This is a genomic window from Enterobacter sp. NFIX59 (assembly GCF_900113755.1).
GTDB lineage: Bacteria > Pseudomonadota > Gammaproteobacteria > Enterobacterales > Enterobacteriaceae > Enterobacter > Enterobacter pseudoroggenkampii.
Genome location: NZ_FOQN01000001.1, coordinates 855,582 through 879,402, shown reverse-complemented (window position 1 = coordinate 879,402; position 23,821 = coordinate 855,582). Strand labels below are relative to the sequence as shown.

General features: G+C 56.6%; 23 protein-coding genes. 19 read left to right on the top strand and 4 right to left on the bottom strand.

The window, feature by feature from the left end; translation table 11 throughout:
* From yceG to BM007_RS04165, 13 genes are all read left to right on the top strand, one after another.
* Nucleotides 1–1,023: a cell division protein YceG gene (gene yceG, locus BM007_RS04225; RefSeq protein ID WP_032650855.1), complete on the top strand. Its 1,023-nt coding sequence runs from the start codon at nt 1–3 to the stop codon at nt 1,021–1,023.
* Nucleotides 1,013–1,654: a dTMP kinase gene (gene tmk, locus BM007_RS04220; RefSeq protein WP_024909031.1), complete on the top strand. Its 642-nt coding sequence runs from the start codon at nt 1,013–1,015 to the stop codon at nt 1,652–1,654. Before yceG ends, tmk begins: the two co-directional genes overlap by 11 nt.
* On the top strand, nt 1,651–2,655 hold the full coding sequence (gene holB, locus BM007_RS04215; protein WP_090417355.1) for a DNA polymerase III subunit delta': 1,005 nt from the start codon (nt 1,651–1,653) through the stop codon (nt 2,653–2,655). The genes tmk and holB overlap by 4 nt, the downstream gene beginning before the upstream one ends.
* A gap of 10 nt (nt 2,656–2,665) precedes the next feature.
* A complete protein-coding gene (locus tag BM007_RS04210) occupies nt 2,666–3,460 on the top strand; it encodes a metal-dependent hydrolase (protein WP_032650858.1) in 795 nt (264 codons plus the stop codon).
* A 297-nt stretch (nt 3,461–3,757) separates the two neighbouring features.
* The gene (gene ptsG, locus BM007_RS04205) at nt 3,758–5,191 is read left to right on the top strand and encodes a PTS glucose transporter subunit IIBC (RefSeq protein ID WP_023311158.1); all 1,434 of its coding nucleotides are present in this window, start codon (nt 3,758–3,760) and stop codon (nt 5,189–5,191) included.
* A gap of 247 nt (nt 5,192–5,438) precedes the next feature.
* A complete protein-coding gene (gene hinT / locus BM007_RS04200) occupies nt 5,439–5,798 on the top strand; it encodes a purine nucleoside phosphoramidase (protein ID WP_006809243.1) in 360 nt (119 codons plus the stop codon).
* Between the two features lies 1 nt (nt 5,799).
* A complete protein-coding gene (locus tag BM007_RS04195; protein ID WP_024909034.1) occupies nt 5,800–6,174 on the top strand; it encodes a YcfL family putative periplasmic lipoprotein in 375 nt (124 codons plus the stop codon).
* Nucleotides 6,175–6,184: 10 nt separating this feature from the next.
* Nucleotides 6,185–6,832 carry a penicillin-binding protein activator LpoB gene (gene lpoB / locus BM007_RS04190; RefSeq protein ID WP_024909035.1) on the top strand — a complete coding sequence of 216 codons (648 nt, stop codon included), beginning with the start codon at nt 6,185–6,187 and terminating at the stop codon, nt 6,830–6,832.
* Entirely contained in the window at nt 6,813–7,637 is an 825-nt protein-coding gene (thiK, locus tag BM007_RS04185; protein WP_090417353.1) for a thiamine kinase, read from the top strand. The genes lpoB and thiK overlap by 20 nt, the downstream gene beginning before the upstream one ends.
* Nucleotides 7,638–7,648: 11 nt before the next feature.
* Nucleotides 7,649–8,674: a beta-N-acetylhexosaminidase gene (nagZ, locus tag BM007_RS04180; protein ID WP_024909037.1), complete on the top strand. Its 1,026-nt coding sequence runs from the start codon at nt 7,649–7,651 to the stop codon at nt 8,672–8,674.
* A gap of 34 nt (nt 8,675–8,708) precedes the next feature.
* Complete coding sequence (gene ycfP / locus BM007_RS04175) at nt 8,709–9,251, top strand: alpha/beta hydrolase YcfP (RefSeq protein WP_008500781.1); 543 nt, start codon at nt 8,709–8,711, stop codon at nt 9,249–9,251.
* A 238-nt stretch (nt 9,252–9,489) separates the two neighbouring features.
* Nucleotides 9,490–10,794, top strand: coding sequence for an NAD(P)/FAD-dependent oxidoreductase (locus BM007_RS04170; protein WP_024909038.1), 1,305 nt, complete (start codon nt 9,490–9,492; stop codon nt 10,792–10,794).
* Between the two features lie 193 nt (nt 10,795–10,987).
* Nucleotides 10,988–11,527: a glycine zipper 2TM domain-containing protein gene (locus BM007_RS04165; RefSeq protein WP_008500779.1), complete on the top strand. Its 540-nt coding sequence runs from the start codon at nt 10,988–10,990 to the stop codon at nt 11,525–11,527.
* 59 nt (nt 11,528–11,586) lie between these two features.
* Here BM007_RS04165 and BM007_RS04160 read toward each other — a convergent pair whose 3' ends face one another.
* The gene (locus BM007_RS04160) at nt 11,587–12,222 is read right to left on the bottom strand and encodes a TetR/AcrR family transcriptional regulator (protein ID WP_024909039.1); all 636 of its coding nucleotides are present in this window, start codon (nt 12,220–12,222) and stop codon (nt 11,587–11,589) included.
* Nucleotides 12,223–12,466: 244 nt separating this feature from the next.
* Here BM007_RS04160 and bhsA point away from each other — a divergent pair, with 244 nt between their 5' ends.
* Nucleotides 12,467–12,724 (top strand): multiple stress resistance protein BhsA, encoded by a 258-nt coding sequence (bhsA, locus tag BM007_RS04155; protein WP_045910210.1) that lies wholly within the window; start codon nt 12,467–12,469, stop codon nt 12,722–12,724.
* Between the two features lie 75 nt (nt 12,725–12,799).
* Here the strand turns inward: bhsA and BM007_RS04150 are convergent, their stop codons facing one another.
* The 3 genes from BM007_RS04150 to BM007_RS04140 all read right to left on the bottom strand — a co-directional run bounded on the left by BM007_RS04150 (nt 12,800) and on the right by BM007_RS04140 (nt 18,583).
* On the bottom strand, nt 12,800–13,765 hold the full coding sequence (locus BM007_RS04150; RefSeq protein WP_032650862.1) for a L,D-transpeptidase LdtC: 966 nt from the start codon (nt 13,763–13,765) through the stop codon (nt 12,800–12,802).
* A gap of 148 nt (nt 13,766–13,913) precedes the next feature.
* Nucleotides 13,914–17,360 (bottom strand): transcription-repair coupling factor, encoded by a 3,447-nt coding sequence (gene mfd / locus BM007_RS04145; RefSeq protein ID WP_090417351.1) that lies wholly within the window; start codon nt 17,358–17,360, stop codon nt 13,914–13,916.
* Between the two features lie 149 nt (nt 17,361–17,509).
* On the bottom strand, nt 17,510–18,583 hold the full coding sequence (locus tag BM007_RS04140; RefSeq protein ID WP_090417349.1) for an acyltransferase family protein: 1,074 nt from the start codon (nt 18,581–18,583) through the stop codon (nt 17,510–17,512).
* Between the two features lie 256 nt (nt 18,584–18,839).
* On the opposite strand from BM007_RS04140, the gene lolC reads away from it, so the two are divergent.
* Genes lolC through cobB form a run of 5 tightly spaced genes read left to right on the top strand, consistent with a single transcriptional unit; the run spans nt 18,840 to nt 23,778 of the window.
* Complete coding sequence (gene lolC / locus BM007_RS04135) at nt 18,840–20,039, top strand: lipoprotein-releasing ABC transporter permease subunit LolC (RefSeq protein ID WP_024908607.1); 1,200 nt, start codon at nt 18,840–18,842, stop codon at nt 20,037–20,039.
* A complete protein-coding gene (gene lolD, locus BM007_RS04130; protein WP_090417346.1) occupies nt 20,032–20,733 on the top strand; it encodes a lipoprotein-releasing ABC transporter ATP-binding protein LolD in 702 nt (233 codons plus the stop codon). The genes lolC and lolD overlap by 8 nt, the downstream gene beginning before the upstream one ends.
* Entirely contained in the window at nt 20,733–21,977 is a 1,245-nt protein-coding gene (gene lolE, locus BM007_RS04125) for a lipoprotein-releasing ABC transporter permease subunit LolE (protein ID WP_032650869.1), read from the top strand. Before lolD ends, lolE begins: the two co-directional genes overlap by 1 nt.
* A 53-nt stretch (nt 21,978–22,030) precedes the next feature.
* A complete protein-coding gene (gene nagK / locus BM007_RS04120; protein WP_090417344.1) occupies nt 22,031–22,942 on the top strand; it encodes an N-acetylglucosamine kinase in 912 nt (303 codons plus the stop codon).
* Nucleotides 22,943–22,956: 14 nt separating this feature from the next.
* Complete coding sequence (gene cobB / locus BM007_RS04115; protein ID WP_090417342.1) at nt 22,957–23,778, top strand: Sir2 family NAD+-dependent deacetylase; 822 nt, start codon at nt 22,957–22,959, stop codon at nt 23,776–23,778.
* Nucleotides 23,779–23,821 lie beyond the last annotated feature (43 nt).

Here is a 23,821-nt window from a genome sequence, read left to right as displayed (position 1 = left end):
ATGAAAAAAATGTTGCGCTTTGTCCTTATCCTCATCGTTGCGCTGGGCGTCGCTGGCGGAGCTGGCGTATGGAAAGTTCGCCAGCTGGCTGACAGCAAGATCCTGGTTAAAGACGAAACGATCTTTACCCTGAAAGCGGGAACCGGCCGCCAGGCGCTTGGGGAACAGCTCTATGGCGACAAGATTATCAATCGTCCACGGGTATTCCAGTGGTTATTGCGCGTGGAGCCTGAGCTGTCACATTTCAAAGCCGGTACCTATCGCTTTACGCCGGGAATGACCGTCAGAGAGATGCTGCAGCTGCTGGAAAGCGGCAAGGAAGCCCAGTTCCCCCTGCGATTTGTGGAAGGGATGCGCCTGAGCGATTACCTCAAACAGCTGCGCGATGCGCCGTATATTAAGCATACCCTGAAGGATGACAGCTATCAGACGGTGGCCGACGTGCTCAAGTTTGAGCATCCTGAGTGGGTGGAAGGCTGGTTCTGGCCGGATACCTGGATGTATACCGCAGGCACGACTGATGTGGCGATTCTTAAGCGGGCGCACAAAAAAATGGTCGCCGCCGTGGATGCCGCCTGGGAAGGGCGAATGGACGGGCTGCCGTATAAAGATCAAAACCAGTTTGTCACCATGGCCTCAATTATCGAGAAAGAGACCGCCGTTGCCGCCGAGCGCGATCGAGTGGCGTCAGTATTTATCAACCGTCTGCGCATCGGCATGCGTCTGCAAACCGACCCTACCGTTATCTACGGCATGGGCGAGAGCTATGCCGGCAAGATCTCAAGAAAAGATCTGGAGACGCCAACGGCGTATAATACCTACGTGATTAGCGGATTACCGCCAGGTCCGATTGCCACGCCGAGCGAAGCGTCGCTTAAAGCCGCTGCGCATCCGGCAAAAACACCGTATCTCTATTTTGTGGCTGATGGAAAAGGGGGACACACCTTTAACACCAACCTTGCCAGCCACAATCGCTCTGTTCAGGACTATCTGAAGGCACTTAAGGAAAAAAATGCGCAGTAAATACATTGTCATTGAGGGACTCGAAGGAGCGGGTAAAACTACCGCCCGCAACGTGGTGGTGGATACGCTAAAAGCGCTTGGCGTGGCGGACATGGTATTTACCCGCGAGCCGGGCGGCACGCAGCTGGCTGAAAAGCTGCGCAGCCTGGTGCTGGATATTAAATCCGTCGGCGACGAAGTTATCACTGACAAAGCCGAAGTGCTGATGTTCTACGCGGCGCGCGTTCAGCTGGTTGAGACGGTTATCAAACCTGCCCTGGCCGGCGGCAAGTGGGTGATTGGTGACCGTCACGATCTGTCGACTCAGGCATATCAGGGCGGAGGACGCGGTATCGACCAGACCATGCTGGCCACGCTGCGTAATGCCGTACTGGGGGATTTTCGCCCCGACCTGACGCTCTATCTGGATGTGACTCCGGAAGTGGGCCTCAAGCGTGCCCGCGCGCGCGGTGAGCTGGACCGCATTGAACAAGAGTCGTTTGATTTCTTTAACCGCACCCGTGCGCGCTATCTTGAACTTGCCGCACAGGACAGCTCAATTTGTACCATCGATGCGACGCAGTCCCTGGACGACGTCACGCGTGACATTCAGCATACCATTACGCAGTGGGTGCAGGAGCAGCAGGCATGAAATGGTATCCATGGTTGCGCCCACACTTTGAACAGCTGATCGGCAGCTATCAGGCGGGTCGGGGGCATCATGCGTTACTGATTCAGGCATTGCCAGGGATGGGTGATGATGCGTTGATTTATGCCATCACCCGTTTTCTGATGTGTCAGCAGCCGGAAGGGCACAAGAGCTGTGGTAAATGCCGTGGCTGTCAGCTGATGCAGGCGGGCACGCATCCTGACTACTACACCCTCGAGCCTGAGAAGGGCAAAAGCGCGCTCGGTATTGATGCCGTGCGGGAAGTCAGTGAAAAATTGTACGAGCACGCGCGACTGGGCGGCGCTAAAGTGGTCTGGCTCAAAGACGCCACACAGCTTACCGAGGCGGCGGCTAACGCCCTGCTGAAAACCCTGGAAGAGCCGCCGGTTAAAACGTGGTTTTTCCTCTCGTGTCGTGACCCGGGACGATTACTGGCGACGCTGCGCAGCCGCTGTCGTCTTCATCACCTGGCGGTGCCCCAGGAATCGTGGGCGCTGAGCTGGCTTGAGCGCGAGGTGACAACGTCACCTGAGAGTGCGCTGACCGCCTTGCGCCTGAGCAGCGGCGCGCCCGCGGCGGCGCTGGCATTACTGCAGCCTGACGTATGGTCAGAGCGAGAAACGCTCTGCCGGGCTGTTGAAACGGCACTGAATAACCACGACTGGCTAAGCGTATTGCCTGCGCTTAACAGCGATCGGGCCGTTGAGCGTCTGCACTGGCTGGCCTCGTTGCTGCTGGATGCACTCAAAACTCAGCAAGGGGCAACGCTGCTGACCAACCCGGATGCGTGGTCGCTGGTGAATACGCTGGCGAACCGCCTCTCAGGGACGATTCTTCATGCGATGCTTCATGAAATTTGCCAGAGCCGAGAACAGCTTTTAACCGTGACGGGCCTTAATCGCGAGCTTTTACTGACCGACCAGTTACTGCGTATCGAACATTACCTGCAACCCGGCGTCACACCGCCGGTTTCCCATCTCTGAGAGAGACATTATGTTTTTAGTCGACTCACACTGCCATCTTGATGGCCTGGATTATCAATCCCTGCATAAAAACGTGGATGACGTGCTGGCAAAAGCCGCTGCCCGCGATGTGAAATTCTGTCTTGCGGTGGCAACCACGCTGCCGGGCTACCGCTCCATGCGTGAGCTGGTGGGCGTTCGCGATAACGTGGTGTTCTCCTGCGGCGTGCATCCGCTGAATCAGGACGAGGCGTACGACGTTGAGGATCTGCGCCAACTGGCAGCAGAAGAGGGCGTGGTGGCGATGGGGGAAACCGGGCTGGACTATTTTTACACGCCGGAAACCAAACCGCGTCAGCAGGAGTCCTTCCGCAACCATATTCGCATTGGCCGGGAGCTGAACAAGCCGGTTATCGTCCACACCCGCGACGCGCGTGCGGATACCCTGGCGATCCTCCGGGAAGAAAACGTGACGGATTGCGGTGGCGTACTACACTGTTTCACAGAAGACAGAGAAACGGCGGGTAAGCTGCTTGATTTGGGGTTTTATATCTCGTTTTCGGGGATCGTGACGTTCCGTAACGCTGAGCAGCTGCGTGATGCTGCACGTTATGTTCCGCTCGATCGTATTCTGGTGGAGACCGATTCTCCGTATCTCGCACCGGTACCGCATCGCGGTAAAGAGAACCAGCCCGCTATGACGAGAGATGTGGCTGAGTACATGGCCGTACTGAAGGGCGTCAGCATTGATGAGCTGGCCCGCGTGACGACGGAAAACTTCTCCACGCTGTTCCATATAGACCCCGCCCGCCTGCAATCTGTCTGATACACCTGTTTTTTTTAGGCTCGTAATTAATAAGTAAAGCGAGTAAAGTTCACCGCCTCATTTGGGGCGGTGAGGGTGTTTTTAGACACATCCGGACATGCTTTTTGTAAATAACTGAAAGTTTTTCGACCGCCTTAAGCTGAAACGTGATAGCCGTCAAACAAACTCAGAGGGAATTATTTTACTCTGTGTAATAAATAAAGGGCGCTTAGATGTCCTGTCCACGGCACGGTACTCCCCCCGGGCCAATGCGTGAAAGCGTAAAAAAAGCACAAATACTCAGGAGCACTCTCAATTATGTTTAAGAATGCATTTGCTAACCTGCAAAAGGTCGGTAAATCGCTGATGCTGCCAGTATCCGTACTGCCTATTGCAGGTATCCTGCTGGGTGTCGGTTCTGCTAACTTCAGCTGGCTGCCAGCCGTAGTGTCCCACGTGATGGCCGAAGCAGGCGGTTCTGTCTTTGCTAACATGCCGCTGATCTTCGCGATCGGTGTGGCTCTGGGCTTCACCAATAACGACGGCGTTTCTGCGCTGGCTGCAGTGGTTGCCTACGGCATCATGGTGAAAACCATGGCTGTGGTTGCGCCGCTGGTTCTGCATTTACCGGCAGAAGAGATCGCCGCGAAACACCTGGCGGACACCGGTGTTCTGGGCGGTATCATCTCCGGTGCGATTGCAGCGTATATGTTCAACCGCTTCTATCGCATCAAGCTGCCTGAGTATCTGGGCTTCTTCGCGGGCAAGCGTTTCGTGCCGATCATCTCTGGTCTGGCAGCGATTTTCACTGGCGTGATCCTGTCCTTCATCTGGCCACCAATCGGCTCCGCTATCCAGACCTTCTCTCAGTGGGCTGCTTACCAGAACCCGGTTGTGGCGTTTGGTATCTACGGCTTCATCGAGCGTTGCCTGGTGCCATTCGGTCTGCACCACATCTGGAACGTTCCATTCCAGATGCAGATTGGTGAATTCACCAACGCAGCAGGCCAGGTATTCCACGGCGATATCCCACGTTACATGGCGGGTGACCCAACTGCAGGTAAACTGTCTGGTGGCTTCCTGTTCAAAATGTACGGTCTGCCAGCAGCGGCGATTGCTATCTGGCACTCTGCGAAGCCAGAGAACCGTGCAAAAGTGGGCGGTATCATGATCTCCGCAGCGTTGACCTCGTTCCTGACCGGTATCACCGAGCCGATCGAGTTCTCCTTCATGTTCGTTGCGCCGATCCTGTACGTTATCCACGCGATTCTGGCGGGCCTGGCGTTCCCAATCTGTATTCTGCTGGGTATGCGTGACGGTACGTCCTTCTCTCACGGCCTGATCGACTTCATCGTTCTGTCCGGTAACAGCAGCAAACTGTGGCTGTTCCCAATCGTCGGTGCGTGCTACGCCGTTGTGTACTACACCATCTTCCGCGTGCTGATTAAAGCACTGGACCTGAAAACCCCAGGCCGTGAAGATGCGACAGAAGACAGCAAAGCTGGCGCGACCAGCGAAATGGCTCCTGCACTGGTTGCCGCGTTCGGTGGTAAAGAGAACATCACTAACCTGGACGCGTGCATCACTCGTCTGCGTGTGAGCGTTGCCGACGTCGCGAAAGTAGACCAGCCGGGTCTGAAAAAACTGGGCGCAGCGGGCGTAGTTGTTGCAGGTTCTGGTGTACAGGCAATCTTCGGTACCAAATCCGATAACCTGAAAACCGAAATGGATGAGTACATCCGCAGCAACTAAGTTGTGACCTGGGGAGACTAAGGCAGCCGAATGGCTGCCTTTTTTATTTGTGTCGTAAAAAACGCCACTGAGACGCGCAAGCGGTCACTCTTCACTCAGCTGATGAACATTCAGGAAAGAAATCGAGGGAGGAGGTTGAAAGGACAGGAGAAACTCGCTCATACTCTTGAATTGTGTCACACACCGATCCCGGGAGTGTGTTTACAGCGGACGCATTGCGCCAGATTAAACAAAAAAGGAAAAGGTCATGGCTGAAGAAACGATTTTCAGTAAAATTATCCGTCGCGAAATTCCGTCGGATATCGTCTATCAGGATGAACTGGTGACGGCTTTCCGGGACATTTCCCCTCAGGCCCCGACGCACATCCTTATCATTCCCAATATTCTGATTCCGACTGTAAACGACGTAAAAACCGAGCATGAAGTGGCGTTAGGTCGTATGCTGACGGTGGCCGCGAAAATCGCTGAACAGGAAGGGATTGCAGAAGACGGTTACCGTCTGATCATGAACTGCAATCGTCATGGTGGCCAGGAAGTGTATCATATTCACATGCATCTGCTGGGTGGACGTCCTCTGGGGCCGATGCTGGCACATAAAGGTCTTTGACATGCGTAAAGGGCGTATTGCAGCGCTGGTAGTGACGATGATGATTGTGGGGTGCAGCACGCGCCCGGCGATCCCCGTGAACGATGAACAGACGCTGGTCATGGAATCCTCCGTGCTTGCCGCGGGCATCACGGCGCAACAGCCCGCGCTGACCATCAGTGAAATCAACTCATCTGCCTCCTCTACGCTCTTTAATGAAAGACACGAACCCGTGACGGTCCACTACCGTTTTTTCTGGTATGACGTAAGAGGTCTCGAAATGCATCCGCTGGAGGCGCCGCGCAGCGTCACCATTCCGGCCAGGTCGTCGGTAACGCTCTATGGCAGCGCCAACTATCTGGGTGCGCATAAGGTGAGACTTTATCTTTATCTCTGAGGGGTGAACCTTGATTAAAAACTTGAGCCGCTATGCGCTCGTGACAGCTTTCGCGCTGTTCCTGGCGGGGTGTGTGACCCGAACTGAACAGCCTGCGCCTGTGGAAGAGGCGAAACCGGGCACAGAACAGCCGACACAGCCAACGCAGCCGCAGCCAACCGTGCCGTCCGTACCGTCTATACCGGCACAGCCTGGCCCGATTGAGCATCCGGACCAGACGTCGCAGCCTGCACCGCGCGTGCGCCACTACGACTGGAATGGGGCAATGCAGCCGATGGTCGGTAAAATGCTGCAGGCGCAGGGCGTGACGGCGGGCAGCGTATTGCTGGTCGACAGCGTCAACAACCGTACCAACGGTTCACTGAACGCGGGCGAAGCGACAGAAACCCTGCGCAATGCTCTGGCTAACAACGGCAAGTTTACGCTGGTCTCGGCTCAGCAGCTCGCGGTAGCTAAACAGCAGCTGGGCCTGTCGCCGCAGGATAGTCTCGGCACACGCAGCAAGGCGATCGGCATTGCCCGTAACGTTGGCGCACAGTATGTGCTTTACTCTAACGCCACCGGTAATGTGAATACCCCAGCCCTGCAGATGCAGCTGATGCTGGTTCAGACAGGCGAAATTATCTGGTCAGGTAAAGGTGCGGTTACGCAACAATGACAGCACGCGTGAAGAGATTCTGACGCGCTATTTTCCTCAGCACCGCCTTATCGCGCCGCAGGCCCACTCCGGGCTTGGCGGCGCGAGTTGCATTATAGCGCAGGGCGAACACCGTCTGGTCTTGCGGCAACATCACGACCCCTATGCGCCTGCCTCCCATTTCCGTCGTCAGTTTCGCACCCTGAGGCGTCTTCCGTCAGATCTCGTGCCAGCCCCCCGTTTTTTCAGACAGGGCTGGATGGCCGTCGACTATCTGGACGGTGACGTTAAAAGCGCGTTACCGGACACGCCGGCGCTCGCGGCGATGCTGTATCATCTGCATCGGCAGCCACGTCTGGGATGGCGAATCACGTTATACCCGCTGCTGGAACGCTACTGGCAGCAGGCCGCGCCTGACAGACGCACCCCAATGTGGCTGGCACATCTCAAGCGGCTGCGTAAAACGGGCGAGCCGCAGCCGATTCGGCTCGCGCCGCTGCACATGGATGTTCATGCCGGGAATATTGTTCATACGCCAGCGGGCATCAGGCTTATCGACTGGGAGTATGCCGGAGATGGCGATGTGGCGCTGGAACTGGCGGCAGTCTGGACGGAGAGTGACGCCGTGCGGCAAATGCTCATCAGGTACTACGCCCAGGTGGCACATATTGACCCCGAGGCGCTGAGGCGTCAGGTCAGATGCTGGCGACCCTGGGTCGTTATGTTAATGGCTGGCTGGTTTGAAATGCGCTATCGGCAGTCAAGAGACAAACACTTTATTGCGCTGGCAGACGATGGCTGGCGTCAGTTACAAACGAAAGGATAAGAGAGGTGGATGTGGGTCCAGTCATGTTGGATGTAGAAGGGTTTGAGCTGGATGCGGAGGAGCGTGAAATTCTGGCGCATCCGCTGGTGGGTGGCCTGATCCTGTTTACCCGCAACTATCACGATCCGGCGCAGCTGCGTGAGCTGGTGCGTCAGATCCGCGCCGCGTCGCGCAATCATCTGGTGGTCGCCGTCGATCAGGAAGGCGGCCGCGTGCAGCGTTTTCGCGAAGGGTTTACCCGCCTGCCGGCTGCCCAGTCTTTTGCCGCGCTGTTAGGCACGGAAGAGGGGGGGAAACTGGCGCAGGAGGCCGGCTGGCTGATGGCCAGCGAAATGATCGCCATGGATATCGACATCAGTTTTGCCCCGGTTCTGGACGTGGGGCATATCAGCGCCGCCATTGGCGAGCGTTCATACCATGAAGATCCGCGTATTGCGCTGGCCATGGCGACCCGGTTTATCGACGGTATGCACGATGCCGGAATGAAAACCACCGGTAAACACTTCCCGGGCCACGGCGCGGTGACGGCGGATTCACACAAAGAGACGCCGCGCGATCCGCGCCCGGAAGCGGAAATTCGCGCCAAAGATATGTCGGTGTTCAGGTCGCTTATCACCGACAACAAGCTTGATGCCATTATGCCTGCGCACGTGATTTACAGCGACGTTGACCCGCGCCCTGCCAGCGGCTCTCCGCACTGGCTGAAAACCGTTCTGCGTCAGGAGCTGGGCTTCAATGGCGTGATCTTCTCTGACGATTTATCCATGGAAGGGGCGGCGATTATGGGCAGCTACGCTGAACGCGGTCAGGCGTCGCTGGATGCAGGTTGCGATATGATCCTGGTCTGCAATAATCGTAAAGGTGCCGTGAGCGTGCTGGATAACCTGTCGCCGATCAATGCAGAGCGTGTTACACAATTGTATCATAAAGGTTCATTTAGCCGTCAGGAGCTGATGGATTCGGCGCGCTGGAAGACGGTCAACGCCCGGCTTGAAGACCTGAATGAGCGCTGGCAGGCACATAAAGCCAGCCTGTAAACCCTCCCGGAAGGCGTAGCGTGGTGAGAAGACGATGATCATCTATTTACACGGTTTTGACTCAAACAGTCCTGGTAATCATGAGAAGGTGCTGCAGCTGCAGTTTATCGATCCGGATGTACGGTTGATCAGCTACAGCACGCGCCATCCGAAGCATGATATGCAGCATCTGCTCAAAGAGGTGGACAAGATGTTGCAGCTCAACGTCGACGATCGCCCGCTGATTTGCGGCGTGGGGCTGGGCGGCTACTGGGCGGAGCGGATTGGCTTCCTGTGCGACATTCGCCAGGTGGTGTTCAATCCTAACCTGTTCCCGAACGAGAACATGGAAGGCAAAATTGACCGCCCGGAAGAGTATGTCGATATTGCGACCAAGTGCGTCAGCAATTTTCGTGAGAAAAACCGCGACCGCTGCCTGGTGATCCTTTCACGTAATGATGAAGCGCTCAACAGCCATCGGGCAGCAGAACTGCTGCATCATTACTATGAGATCGTCTGGGACGAAGAACAGACCCACAAGTTCAAGAACATCTCCCCGCATCTGCAGCGTATCAAAGCGTTTAAAACGCTGGGTTAATCCCTTATCCGCAGGCGTCAAAGCCCGGCCGCGAAAGCGTACCGGGCTTTCTTTTTGACCAAGATTGTCTACTTTTAAGCCATCAAAACTTGATGCATATCAATTTTGGTATGACCAATGCGCCTGACGTGGTATTCTCAATGCACCTGAATGGTTTCAGTGCTGTAACCTGTTGTTAATTAAGGGTTATTTTTATAACTTTTAATTAACAATTGGTTAATAATTTGAGGGGGTCACGTTGACTACGCCATTGAAAAAGATAGTGATTGTAGGCGGTGGTGCTGGCGGGCTGGAGCTGGCTACACAGCTGGGCAAGAAGCTGGGTCGCGGTAAAAAAGCCAAAATTACGCTGGTGGATCGTAACCACAGCCACCTGTGGAAACCGCTGCTGCACGAAGTGGCGACCGGTTCTCTGGACGAGGGCGTGGACGCGCTCAGCTATCTGGCGCACGCGCGCAACCACCATTTCCAGTTCCAGCTGGGCTCGGTGGTGGACATCAACCGTGAAAGCAAAACCATCACTCTGGCAGAACTGCGTGATGAAAAAGGGGAGCTGCTCGTTCCTGAGCGCAAGCTGCCGTACGACACGCTGGTCATGGCGCTGGGCAGTACCTCCAACGACTTCAACACGCCGGGCGTGAAAGAGCACTGTATCTTCCTCGATAACCCGCACCAGGCGCGTCGTTTCCATCAGGAAATGCTGAACCTGTTCCTGAAGTACACCAGCAATATGGGTGCGAACGGTAAGGTGAATATCGCCATTGTCGGCGGTGGTGCGACGGGCGTTGAGCTGTCTGCGGAGCTGCACAATGCAGTGAAACAGCTGCACAGCTACGGTTACAAAGGGTTAACTAACGAAGCGCTGAACGTCACGCTGGTCGAAGCGGGTGAACGCATTCTGCCTGCGCTGCCTCCGCGTATTTCCGGTGCGGCGCACAATGAGCTCACCAAACTGGGCGTGCGGGTGCTGACGCAGACCATGGTGACCAGCGCCGACGAAGGCGGCCTGCACACCAAAGACGGCGAGTATATCAAAGCGGATCTGATGGTCTGGGCGGCAGGTATCAAAGCGCCTGACTTTATGAAAGAGATCGGCGGTCTGGAAACGAACCGCATTAACCAGCTGGTCACCGAGCCAACGCTGCAAACCACGCGTGACCCTGAAATCTTTGCTATCGGTGACTGTGCCTCCTGCGCGCGTCCTGAAGGTGGATTCGTGCCGCCGCGCGCGCAGGCCGCTCACCAGATGGCAAGCCTGGTGCTGCACAACATTCTGGCGCAGTACAAAGGCAAGCCAATGAAGGCCTATGTCTACAAAGACCATGGTTCTCTGGTGTCTCTGTCAAACTTCTCTACCGTCGGCAGCCTGATGGGCAACCTGATGCGCGGCTCAATGATGGTAGAAGGGCGCATTGCCCGCTTCGTGTATATCTCCCTGTACCGCATGCACCAGATTGCGCTGCACGGCTACTTCAAAACCGGGCTGATGATGCTGGTGGGCAGAATCAACCGCGTGATCCGTCCGCGTCTGAAGCTGCACTAATCTTTCACTCCCTCCGGGTCCTCCGGAGGGAGTTTTTAGCATTTCATGCTGTAGATCACACTTTGAGTGCTTAAGAGTTCTCCTAAATACAATATATCTCCTCTCAACGCCCCTTTTTTGATCCTTTATCTTATTGGCGAAGCGATGCCTCCATTGCAAAATTGTTACCAATAGCAACAAAGGAGGAAGTCCCGTGAATAAATCAATGTTGGCGGGTATAGGGATTGGCGTCGCGGCTGCGTTAGGTGTGGCTGCCGTTGCCAGTCTCAACGTATTAGATCGCGGCCCACAGTATGCGCAGGTGGTTTCTGCTACACCGATTAAAGAAACGGTAAAAACGCCTCGTCAGGAGTGCCGTAACGTCTCCGTGACGCACCGTCGTCCGGTGCAGGATGAAAACCGTATTGCCGGTTCTGTTCTGGGCGCGGTAGCGGGTGGCGTGATTGGTCACCAGTTCGGCGGCGGCCGGGGTAAAGATGTGGCGACCGTGGTCGGCGCGCTGGGTGGCGGCTATGCCGGTAACCAGGTACAGGGCGCGATGCAGGATAACGATACTTACACCACGACTCAGCAACGCTGCAAAACCGTCTATGACAAGTCGGAAAAAATGCTGGGCTATGACGTGACGTACAAAATTGGCGATCAGCAGGGCAAAATCCGCATGGATAAAGACCCGGGCACGCAAATTCCACTGGATGGAAATGGCCAGCTGGTTCTGAATAACAAAGTGTAAAAAAGATGTTCTCTGAATTTAGCTCCTCATGCGCTCAGGCTGAGGAGCTTTTTTTTGCTTCAGATTTTCAGTAGCTCAGGCCACAGTCGCAGCGTGGTTTCGCTAATATTCTGCAGTTTTTCCAGCGTAGCCCCTTCACGGGCGCTGATCGACATCCCCTGCAAAATACAGCTCAGGTATTGCGCCAGCAGCTGAGGGTTGCATTGCGCAGGGATTTCACCGCGCTGCTGGCGCTGAGCCAGAAAGGCGCTGAGCGTCTCCTCCTGCATGGCATGCCGCGATTTCACCGTATTGGCAATCTCTTTCGAGGACGCCGCCAGGGTGGCAGAGGTGTTAATCATAAAGCAGCCCGCAGGCGTCTCTTTACTGGTGAAGCAGGTCGCGACGGCGGTGAAGTAATCCCGAAGCGCCTGTTCGACGCTTTTCTCTTCACAAAATAGCTGGGCTTCATGTTTCGCCGCAAAGCGCGAAATGTATCTGTCCAGCACCGCCCTGAACAGCCCCTCTTTATTGGTAAACTCGGCATACAGCGTCGGCGCTTTGGCTCCGGTAGCTTCTACCAGATCGGAAAGCGAGGTTGCTTCATACCCATGTTGCCAGAAGAGAGTCATGGCCTTATCAAGCGCTGCATCCCTGTCAAACACTTTTGGTCGGCCACGGCTTTTCTTCGCACAACTCGTGACGTCGGTTGTCATGTGCCGTTGGTCCTCTGTTGGTTTGGTGAATAACCATTATAAAAATAAACGCAACCCACCACCAGTGCTGAATGCTTAAAAATATATTAATCATATCTATATGAAAAATAACGACTTTAAAATTAAGTTAATGGTCATTATAAAATTATGTTGACGCGTGACCTGGATCACATTTATGATTTACCTATCGATCGTTAACTAAATAGATAACGACTTCCAAATTCATCTGCTAAAGGTAAACATCATGAAAAACGTAAAAACCCTCATCGCTGCTGCTGTTTTGAGTTCACTTTCTTTCGCAAGCTTTGCGGCTGTACAAGTACAGTCCACCCCGGTCGATCAGCATAAAGTCGGGACGATCTCTGCGTCTGCCGGTACTAACCTGGGGTCCCTGGAAGATCAGCTGGCACAAAAAGCGGAAGAGATGGGTGCTAAATCTTACCGCATCACCTCTGTGACCGGTCCTAACACCCTGCACGGCACCGCCGTCATCTACAAATAAGCCGGGCATAAACCCTCATTTATGCCACTGCAATAAAAAACGCCCTGCTGAGCAGGGCGTTTTTTTATTTATGATTTACATCGATTGCTGGATTACATCATGATGCCGGGTGACATCGGTCGGCATGCCTGAGCGGGCCTCCATTGCGCGCTCCATCACCACGCTGTTGGTATTCGCATTCGTTTTGAAGCTTACCATCGCGGCATTCAGGTTAATGGGCAGCGTCTGCGGATCATCGCCAATGTTTTTCGATAGCGGCTGGTGAATTTCGACCAGCCGCACGCCGCCCGGCTCCTCAGAAACCTTAATCGGCGTATTGATGATATTCACTTTGGTTCCCGGCGTAACGACGTTAAACAGCGTTTTGATATCGTCATCGCGCAGACGAATACATCCGGAACTGACGCGCATGCCGATGCCAAAGTCCGCATTCGTGCCGTGCAGCAGGTAAACACCACCGTAGGCTGCCAGGCGGATCGCGTGGTGTCCCATTGGGTTATCCGGGCCTGCCGGCACCACGGCTGGAAGATCAATGCCCTGAGCTTTATAGCGGGCACGAATATTGGCCGTCGGGGTCCAGGTTGGATTCGCGCGTTTATCCGAGACGGTGGTGACCATCGTCGGCGTCAGGGTGTCGCCGCCCAGCTGACCAATACCAATCGGGTAGACCGTCACTTCGTTTTTACCCGGCGGGTAATAGTACAGACGGAGCTCGGCCAGGTTTATCACCATCCCCTCGCGCGGAGCGTCCGGCAGGATCGTCTGTAGCGGGATAGTCAACACGCTGCCCGCGCGCGGGACGTAAGGATCGACGCCGGGGTTCGCCTGCAGCAGGGCCAGAAAACCGACGTTATATTTTTTGGCAATCGCTTCCAGCGAACCGCCATTATTTTCAACCACATGAAAGCGGTTTTCACCCACCACCTTGCTGCCGGGAGGGGGAAGGGGCCAGGTGTTTGCGCGAGCGGGAAGCGCCACCGCGACGGTGGCTGCCAGCGCAAACAGGGTTAACCAGCGAGTAAAACGCGAAGAGGTCATCATCACCATAATCCATGTAAATGATAAGGTTATTGTTTTATAAGGCGTTAAACATAATTATGGCGAATGGGTATGTCGGGAAGATCGGGTGAAGTGCAAAGAGTTTGTAAATTGTCCCCCTGTAGCGCTGGGCTAACAGGGGGAATGGAGGTTATGCGATCGCGTTCTCTTCCAGCTGACGCATAAAGTTACGCACCCAGTCCATACGGGTTTTGCGCTCCGTCAGCTCCTGGGTAAATTTCAGACGGGTTGGGCCATCCAGACGGAAATGCTGCGGCTGTTTTTGCAGCAGACCGATGAGCCACATCGGGTTGACGTGGTTCTTCTCGGCGAATTCAATCACGCCGCCTTTTTCATTGCCTTCGAGCTTGCGAATCCCCAGCTTCTGCGCCTGCTGGCGCAGTCTCGCGATATCCAGCAAATTTCTCGCCGCATCGGGCAGCAGACCAAAGCGATCGATAAGCTCAACCTTGATCTCTTCCAGCTCGTTCTCCTTCTTCGCGCTGGCGATGCGTTTGTAGAATGAGAGTCGGGTATTCACGTCCGGAATGAAATCATCCGGCAGCAGGGAAGGCATACGCAGCTCGACCTCGGTCTGCTGGCTGGTGAGGTCTTCCAGCGACGGCTCGCGTCCGGCCTTCAGGGCATCAACCGCGTTCTCCAGCAGCTCCATATAGAGCGAGAAGCCGATGGTTTCCATCGAGCCGCTCTGGTCTTCACCCAGCAGTTCGCCGGCACCGCGGATCTCGAGATCGTGCGTGGCCAGCGCAAAGCCTGCGCCGAGGTCTTCCAGCGAGGCGATGGCTTCCAGACGCTTTTGCGCGTCGGTGGTCATCGCTTTCGGATGCGGCGTCAGCAGCCAGGCGTAGGCCTGATGGTGCGAACGTCCGACGCGGCCGCGCAGCTGGTGAAGCTGCGCCAGACCAAAGTGATCCGCGCGTTCAATGATGATGGTGTTCGCTGTCGGAATGTCGATCCCGGTTTCGATAATGGTGGTGCACACCAGCACGTTAAAGCGCTGATGGTGGAAGTCGTTCATCACCCGTTCCAGCTCGCGCTCGCGCATCTGCCCGTGGCCGATAGCAATGCGCGCTTCCGGTACCAGCTCCGCCAGCCTGTCCGCCGCTTTCTGGATATTTTCCACGTCGTTGTAGAGGTAATAGACCTGCCCCCCGCGAAGCACTTCACGCAGAATGGCCTCACGCACCACCAGATTATCGTACTCGCGGACGAAGGTTTTCACCGCCAGACGGCGCGCCGGCGGCGTGGCGATAATAGACAGATCGCGCATGCCGCTCATCGCCATGTTCAGGGTTCGCGGGATCGGCGTTGCGGTCAGGGTCAGGATGTCGACGTCGGCGCGCATCGCTTTGATGCGCTCTTTATGACGCACCCCGAAGCGGTGCTCTTCGTCGACGATCAGCAGCCCCAGATCTTTCCACTTCACGTCGCTTTGCAGCAGCTTGTGGGTGCCGATCAGAATGTCGATTTTACCCTCGCTGGCCTGTTCCAGAATCTGGGTCTGCTCTTTGGTGCTGCGAAAACGCGACAGCATCTCGATGCGAACCGGCCAGTTGGCGAAGCGGTCGCGGAAGTTGTCGAAGTGCTGCTGAGCGAGCAGGGTGGTCGGCACCAGCACCGCCACCTGCTTGTTGTTTTCGACCGCAAGGAAGGCGGCGCGCATCGCCACTTCGGTTTTGCCGAAGCCAACGTCGCCGCAGACTAAGCGGTCCATTGCCAGCGGCTGGCACATGTCGCTCAGCACGGCGTTGATGGCCTGAGCCTGATCCGGCGTGGTTTCAAACGGGAAGCTGTCACAAAACAGTTGGTACTGTTCCTTATCATGCTTAAAGGCGAAGCCCTCTTTGGCCGCGCGCTGGGCGTAAATATCCAGCAGCTCGGCGGCCACGTCGCGCACTTTTTCCGCGGCCTTCTGGCGCGCGCGCGCCCAGGCATCGCCGCCCAGCTTGTGCAGCGGCGCGTTCTCTTCGGCACCGCCCGCGTAGCGGCTGATCAGATGCAGGGACGACACCGGAACATACAGTTTGGCGTCGTTAGCGTAGGTCAGCATCAGGTATTCACCTTTAATGCCGCCCGCTTCCAGCGTGGTCATCCCCTGATAGCGTCCAACGCCATGCTCCAGGTGAACAATCGGCTGGCCCGGGTGCAGCTCGGCCAGGTTACGGATCAGCGTGTCCGGGTTGATGGTCCGACGGCTGTCCTGACGGCGGCGTGCGACGCGCTCGCCCAGCAGGTCGCTTTCGCAAATCAGCGCCAGGTTATTGAGCGTGTCGATAAAACCGTGCTCGGCGGCGCCAATCATCAGGTAACGACCGTTTCCGGTCGCTTCGCTCAGGCGCAGGATGCGCTTCGGCGCCACCTTAATGCGTCCCAGCAGCTCACCTAACGCTTCGCGGCGGCCTTCACTCTCAACGGAGAACACCACCGGGCCGGTAAAGGACTCCAGAAACTTGCGCAGACTATCCAGCGGGGATTTCTGCTGCGCCTGAACGGCCAGGTCCGGCAGCGTTCGGAAGGCGAGGTTGGTGTTGGCGGCCTTGTCGGCAAGCGAATCAGTTTTCAGCTGCATGCGCGGCCAGCGCTTCAGCTCGGCGTTGAGCTCGTCGGTGCGCAGCCACAGCGCTTCCGGCGGCAGCAGCGGGCGCATCGGGTCAACGCCCCGGTTTTCGAAGCGCGCGCGGGTTTCGCTTTCAAAGCGGCTGGCGCTGGCGTCGATATCCCCGGTATTAACAATCAGCGTATTCGCCGGGAAGTAGCTGAACAGGGCAGGGAGCGGCTCGTTGAAGAACAGCGGCTGCCAGTATTCGATCCCGGCAGGCAGCGTGCCTTTACTGACCTGCTGATAAATATGTTCCGCGTCGCGCTTCACCTCGAACTTATCGCGCCACTGGCTGCGAAACAGTTCGATAGCGGTTTTGTCCGTGGGGAACTCATGCGCGGGCAGTAAATTGATGAACTCCACTTCTTCCAGCGTGCGCTGCGTGTCGGCGTCGAAGACGCGCAGGCTGTCGATTTCATCATCGAAAAAGTCCAGACGATACGGCTGGTCGCTGCCCATCGGGTAAAGGTCGAGCAGCGCGCCGCGGGTCGCGTATTCCCCGTGCTCCATCACCTGGTCGACGTGGCGATAGCCGGCCCCGTCAAGCTGCGCCCGCAGGGCATCACGGGACAGGCGCTGGCCTTTTTTCATCACCAGCGCGTGACCGTGCAGATAGCTGTGCGGACAGACGCGCTGCATCAGGGTGTTCACCGGCACAATCAGCACGCCGCGCTGCATGGTCGGGAGTTGATAGAGCGTCGACAGGCGCGAGGAGATAATCTCCTGATGCGGAGAGAAGCTGTCATACGGCAGCGTTTCCCAGTCGGCCAGGCTGAACACCAGATTATCGGTGAACTGGCGAATTTCGTCGTGCAGGCGCAGGGCGTTTTGCATATCCGGGGCAACCAGAATCACCGGGCCTGGATGACGCTCGGCGATTTCCGCCACCAGCGTGGCGCACGCCGCGCCCGTGAGTTCACCCAGCTGGCGCTGGTCGCCCGCTTTGACAGGTAAGGAATAACGATAGTGTTCAGGCATGGCTATGTCAGAGTCTCTTATGGATATACCAACAGTATTGGGGCATATCACTGATACGCAATGTCTTTATTATCCTCGATCGTTTTACATAAGCAAATCGTAACCGCACGGCAGGGCTAAACGCCCCCGAAACGGGGGCGGAGAGGGCATTAACGCGTTGAAGGTGACAGGGTCAGCGTAGCGGGAGGAGAGAAGAAAACATCGCCAAACAGCGCGGTGGAGATCTTACGCACCCCGAGTCCGGCCAGGGTACAGATCAGCAGGCTGGCAAACGGATAGACAAGAATTAGGGATAGCTCGGCCCAGACCGGCCAGTAAGCGGCATTCATCTCGCCGATCAGGAACAGGCTAAAGGCCTCAATCAGGATGCGGTGGGTGGTATAAATCGCAATGGTGTTTGAGCCAATCACGTTCAGCAGATTGTTCGGGTGAACGGCATAGCGCTGCTCAAGGCTATAGAACAGCTTCATGATCAACACAATCGACAGCAATGAGAGCAGCAGCGGAACGTTAGCAAACCACAGCACCACGGAGACGGCGGCGAAAGCGCCGGTTGCCAGCCAGATGCGGCGCAGGTTGACGCTTTTCATCCACGCCATCAGCGCTGCGCCATACCACGCCCCGAGGCTGTAGTAGATCATGTTGCGTACCACGCTGTTCATTCCCCACCACGGCAGCGGAAGGAAGTTGATCGCGATGCTTGCCAGCGCCAGCAGCCCCAGTACCGGCAGCTTCCAGCGGCTCAGCAGTTTACACAGCGTGAAGTAGACTACCAGAGCATACAGATACCACAGGCTGGTGCTGGCGGTGAGCATGCCTTGCACAAATCCTGAGAGCGAGTCGGCGTAGGCCGCGTTCGACGAGGTGGCAAGCTCACGCTCGGGCGCCAGCCAGGCGTTCAGGTGGGTCAACGCCTGCCATTGCAGGACGCCCCACAGCGCCAGCACCCAGACAATGCTCCAGATCCGTTTGTCGAGACTGGTTCGCCAGTCCACCTCGTCAATATAACGACGGATCAGGTAGCCGGAGATAAAGAAGAAGACCGGCATGCGAAACGGTGCGAGATAAAGGTTAAAATAGACCCAGCATTTGGCGAGAAGGCCGGAGAGCGGGTGTTGCAGCCCGATCAGATGCGGATAAAACGTGATAACCGAATGATAGATAACCACCAGGCAGATACACAGCCCTTTTATCTGGTTAATCCATAATGCTTTTTGCTTCATTGTTCGCCACTACCTTATTGCCATAAACGAACGAGCAATTGTTGTAAAACGACACCAGGATGTAATGGGTAACAGTCTGTATCAGGAGGTTTTTCGGAAAAGGTGGAGGTCGCGAGGTGAGTATTCAGACAATAGCACCCTGATTTATCTGAATTTTTCGGAAAAATGATTACCAAAGCTTACTGTTTCAGTCATTTACGCTTAACGGATTCGCTTATATACTCGTGGGTCTGCTATCAGCAAACAGACGGATTTCATGTATCAACCTGTCGCACTCTTCATAGGCTTACGCTACATGCGTGGGCGCGCCGCGGACCGCTTCGGTCGCTTTGTCTCCTGGCTTTCGACTATTGGCATTACGCTTGGCGTGATGGCACTGGTGACGGTGCTTTCCGTCATGAATGGCTTTGAGCGCGAGCTGCAAAACAACATCCTGGGGCTGATGCCGCAGGCCGTTCTCTCATCGACTAACGGTTCGGTTAACCCACAGCAGCTGCCGGAAAGCGCGGCGAAGTTACAGGGCGTCACGCGCGTTGCGCCGTTGACCACCGGTGACGTGGTGCTGCAAAGCGCCCGAAGCGTGGCGGTCGGCGTGATGCTGGGTATCGACCCGGCGCAAAACGATCCGCTGACGCCGTATCTGGTTAACGTGAAGCAGACCGATCTGGAAGCCGGAAAATACAACGTGATTCTGGGTGAACAGCTTGCCGGCCAGCTTGGCGTCAACCGTGGCGACCAGCTGCGGGTGATGGTACCTTCTGCCAGCCAGTTTACGCCGATGGGGCGCCTGCCAAGCCAGCGCCTGTTCAACGTGATTGGTACCTTTGCCGCTAACAGCGAAGTCGATGGCTACCAGATGCTGGTGAACATTCAGGATGCTTCACGCCTGATGCGCTACCCGGCGGGGAATATCACCGGCTGGCGCCTGTGGCTCGACGCGCCGCTGAAGGTCGATACCCTCAGCCAGCAAAAACTGCCGGACGGCACCAAATGGCAGGATTGGCGCGAGCGCAAAGGCGAATTGTTCCAGGCCGTGCGGATGGAAAAAAACATGATGGGGCTGCTGCTGAGCCTGATCGTGGCCGTAGCCGCATTTAACATCATTACCTCGCTGGGCCTTATGGTGATGGAGAAGCAGGGCGAAGTCGCCATCCTGCAAACCCAGGGGCTCACGCCGCGCCAGATCATGGCGGTGTTTATGGTGCAGGGGGCCAGTGCCGGTATCATCGGCGCGCTGCTCGGCGCCGTGCTGGGGGCATTGCTTGCCAGCCAGCTCAATAACTTAATGCCGATCATCGGCGCGCTGCTTGACGGCGCGGCGCTGCCGGTGGCTATCGAGCCGCTGCAGGTGGTCGGTATTGCGCTGGCCGCGATGGCCATTGCGCTGCTTTCTACGCTTTATCCTTCCTGGCGCGCCGCCGCCACTCAACCCGCTGAGGCTTTACGTTATGAATAAGATCCTGTTGCAATGCGACAACCTGTCCAAACGCTATCAGGAAGGCACTGTGCAAACCGACGTGCTGCACAATGTGAGCTTTAGCGTGGGTGAAGGCGAGATGATGGCGATTGTCGGCAGCTCCGGCTCGGGCAAAAGTACGCTGCTGCATCTGCTGGGCGGGCTGGATACGCCAACCAACGGCGACGTGATTTTCTCCGGCCAGCCGATGAGCAAAATGTCCTCCGCGGCGAAGGCCGAGCTGCGCAACCGCGAGCTGGGCTTTATCTACCAGTTCCACCACCTGCTGCCGGATTTCACGGCGCTGGAAAACGTGGCGATGCCGCTGCTGATTGGCAAAAAGAAACCGGCAGAAATTAACGCCCGCGCCAGCGACATGCTGAAAGCGGTAGGGCTGGGCCATCGCGGCAACCATCGTCCCTCTGAGCTTTCCGGCGGCGAGCGCCAGCGCGTGGCGATTGCCCGTGCGCTGGTCAACAACCCGCGTCTGGTGCTGGCGGATGAGCCTACCGGTAACCTGGATGCCCGCAATGCGGACAGTATTTTCCAGCTTCTGGGCGAGCTGAACGCCTCGCAGGGCACCGCGTTTCTGGTGGTGACCCACGATCTGCAGCTGGCAAAACGCATGAGGCGTCAGCTTGAGATGCGCGACGGCCATCTGAACGCGGAACTGACCCTGATGGGAGCAGAGTAATGGCGTCACCGTTATCGTTACTCATCGGTTTACGTTTTAGCCGCGGCCGCCGTCGCGGCGGCATGGTGTCGCTGATCTCCGTCATCTCGACCATCGGTATTGCGCTGGGTGTGGCGGTGCTGATTGTCGGCTTAAGCGCGATGAACGGTTTTGAGCGCGAGCTGAATAACCGCATTCTGGCGGTCGTGCCGCATGGGGAGATCGAGCCGGTTAACCAGCCATGGACGAACTGGAGCGATGCGCTCGCCAAAGTTGAAAAAGTGCCGGGCATCGCCGCGGCCGCGCCCTATATTAACTTTACCGGGCTGGTGGAGAGCGGGGTAAACCTGCGCGCCATTCAGGTGAAAGGAGTCAACCCCGTCCAGGAAGCGCGTCTCAGCGCGCTGCCGAACTATGTGCAGAACGGCGCGTGGGCCAACTTCAAGGCGGGCGAGCAGCAGATCATCATGGGTAAAGGCGTGGCCGATGCCCTGAAGGTGAAGCAGGGCGACTGGGTGTCAATCATGATCCCCAACGCCAGCGCCGATCACAAACTGCAGCAGCCTAAGCGCGTGCGCCTGCACGTCACCGGTATTCTTCAATTGAGCGGTCAGCTCGATCACAGCTTCGCCATGGTGCCGATGGAAGATGCGCGCCAGTATCTCGACATGGGCGACAGCGTGACGGGTATTGCCATTAAGGTGAACGACGTCTTTAACGCCAACAAGCTGGTACGCGATGCGGGCAGCGTGACCAATAACTATGTCTACATCAAAAGCTGGATTGGCACTTACGGGTATATGTACCGTGATATCCAGATGATCCGCGCCATTATGTATCTGGCGATGGTGCTGGTGATTGGTGTGGCGTGCTTTAATATCGTCTCGACGCTGGTCATGGCGGTCAAGGACAAGAGCGGCGACATCGCCGTGCTGCGTACCCTCGGAGCAAAAGACGGTCTTATTCGCGCCATCTTCGTCTGGTACGGTTTGCTGGCGGGTCTGTTCGGCAGCCTGTGCGGCGTGGTGATTGGCGTGGTGGTTTCCCTGCAGCTGACGCCGATTATCAACGGCATTGAAAAGCTTATTGGTCACCAGTTCCTGTCGGGTGATATCTATTTTATTGACTTCCTGCCGTCTGAGCTGCACTGGCTGGATGTTTTTTATGTGCTGCTTACAGCACTTTTACTGAGTCTGCTGGCAAGCTGGTATCCGGCGCGTCGCGCAAGCCGAATTGATCCGGCGAGGGTATTAAGTGGCCAGTAATTACGTCATGATCTAGCGGCTTTCGGGTCGCCAGATCGAAAGAGGAATGCGTTATGTATTATGGATTTGATATTGGCGGCACCAAGATTGCGCTCGGCGCGTTTGATAAAGACCTCAAACTGCAGTGGGAAACCCGCGTTCCCACGCCGCGCGACAGCTACGACGAATTTTTAACCGCCATTGCCGCGCTGGTGGCGCAGGCGGATGAACGTTTCGGCGTGAAAGGCAGCGTCGGCATCGGTATTCCGGGCATGCCCGAAACCGACGACGGTACGCTTTACGCGGCCAACGTGCCTGCCGCCAGCGGTAAACCGCTGCGCGCCGATCTCTCTGCCCTCCTTGAACGCGACGTGCGTTTAGACAATGATGCCAACTGCTTTGCGCTCTCTGAAGCCTGGGATGATGAATTCCGTCGCTATCCGCTGGTGATGGGACTGATCCTCGGTACCGGCGTCGGCGGGGGAATCGTCGTCAACGGTAAGCCCATCACCGGCCGCAGCTACATCACCGGCGAGTTTGGCCATATCCGCCTGCCGGTGGATGCTCTCGAGGTGGTGGGGCGTGATTTCCCGCTGACCCGCTGCGGCTGTGGCCAGCACGGCTGTATTGAGAACTACCTTTCCGGCCGCGGGTTTGCATGGCTTTACGAACACTTCTATCATCAGAAACTTGAGGCCCCTCAAATCATTACCCTGTGGGAGCAAGGGGATGCGCAGGCGCGTGAGCACGTCGAGCGCTATCTGGATCTGCTGGCGGTGTGTCTGGGAAATATTCTCACCATCGTCGACCCGGATCTGCTGGTGATCGGGGGAGGGCTCTCAAACTTTACCGCGATTACGGAACGGTTGTCCGGGCGTTTGCCCCGACATTTATTGCCGGTTGCCCGCGTGCCGCGTATTGAACGCGCGCGACACGGGGACGCAGGAGGCATGCGCGGAGCCGCATTCCTTCATCTCACCGATTAGTTTACGAGGTTTCTATGCTGTCGCGTCGCCAGGGTCGACTCAGCCGTTTTCGCAAAAACAAACGCCGCTTACGTGAGCGCTTGCGCCAGCGGATCTTTTTCAGAGACAGAATAATGCCAGAAGCGATGGATAAACCCAGAGTGGTGGTGCTGACCGGGGCGGGGATCTCCGCCGAGTCAGGAATTCGAACCTTCCGCGCGGCGGACGGGCTGTGGGAAGAGCACCGCGTGGAGGATGTCGCCACGCCGGAAGGTTTTGCCCGCGACCCGGATCTCGTGCAGGCGTTTTACAACGCCCGCCGTCGTCAGCTTCAGCAGCCTGACGTTGCGCCTAATGCGGCGCATCTGGCGCTGGCGAAGCTGGAAGAGGCGCTGGGCGATCGTTTTCTGCTGGTAACGCAGAATATCGACAACCTGCACGAGCGGGCCGGCAACAAGAACATCATCCATATGCACGGTGAGCTGCTCAAGGTTCGCTGCGCCTGGAGCGGTCAGGTGCTTGACTGGAAAGAAGACGTGCTGCCGGAGGATAAGTGCCACTGCTGCCAGTTCCCGTCGCGCCTGCGACCGCACGTGGTCTGGTTCGGCGAAATGCCGCTGGGAATGGATGAGATCTACAGCGCGCTGGCGATGGCCGACGTGTTTATCGCCGTCGGCACATCCGGCCACGTTTATCCGGCGGCGGGGTTTGTCCACGAAGCGCGGCTGCACGGTGCGCATACGGTTGAACTCAACCTTGAGCCAAGCCAGGTGGGCAGCGAGTTTGAAGAGAAACACTACGGTCTGGCCAGCACGGTTGTTCCGGAATTTGTCGACAAGCTGCTGAAAGGTCTGTAACGCGAATCGCGTGAAAAGGCACCCGCTGGACGGGTGCCTTTTT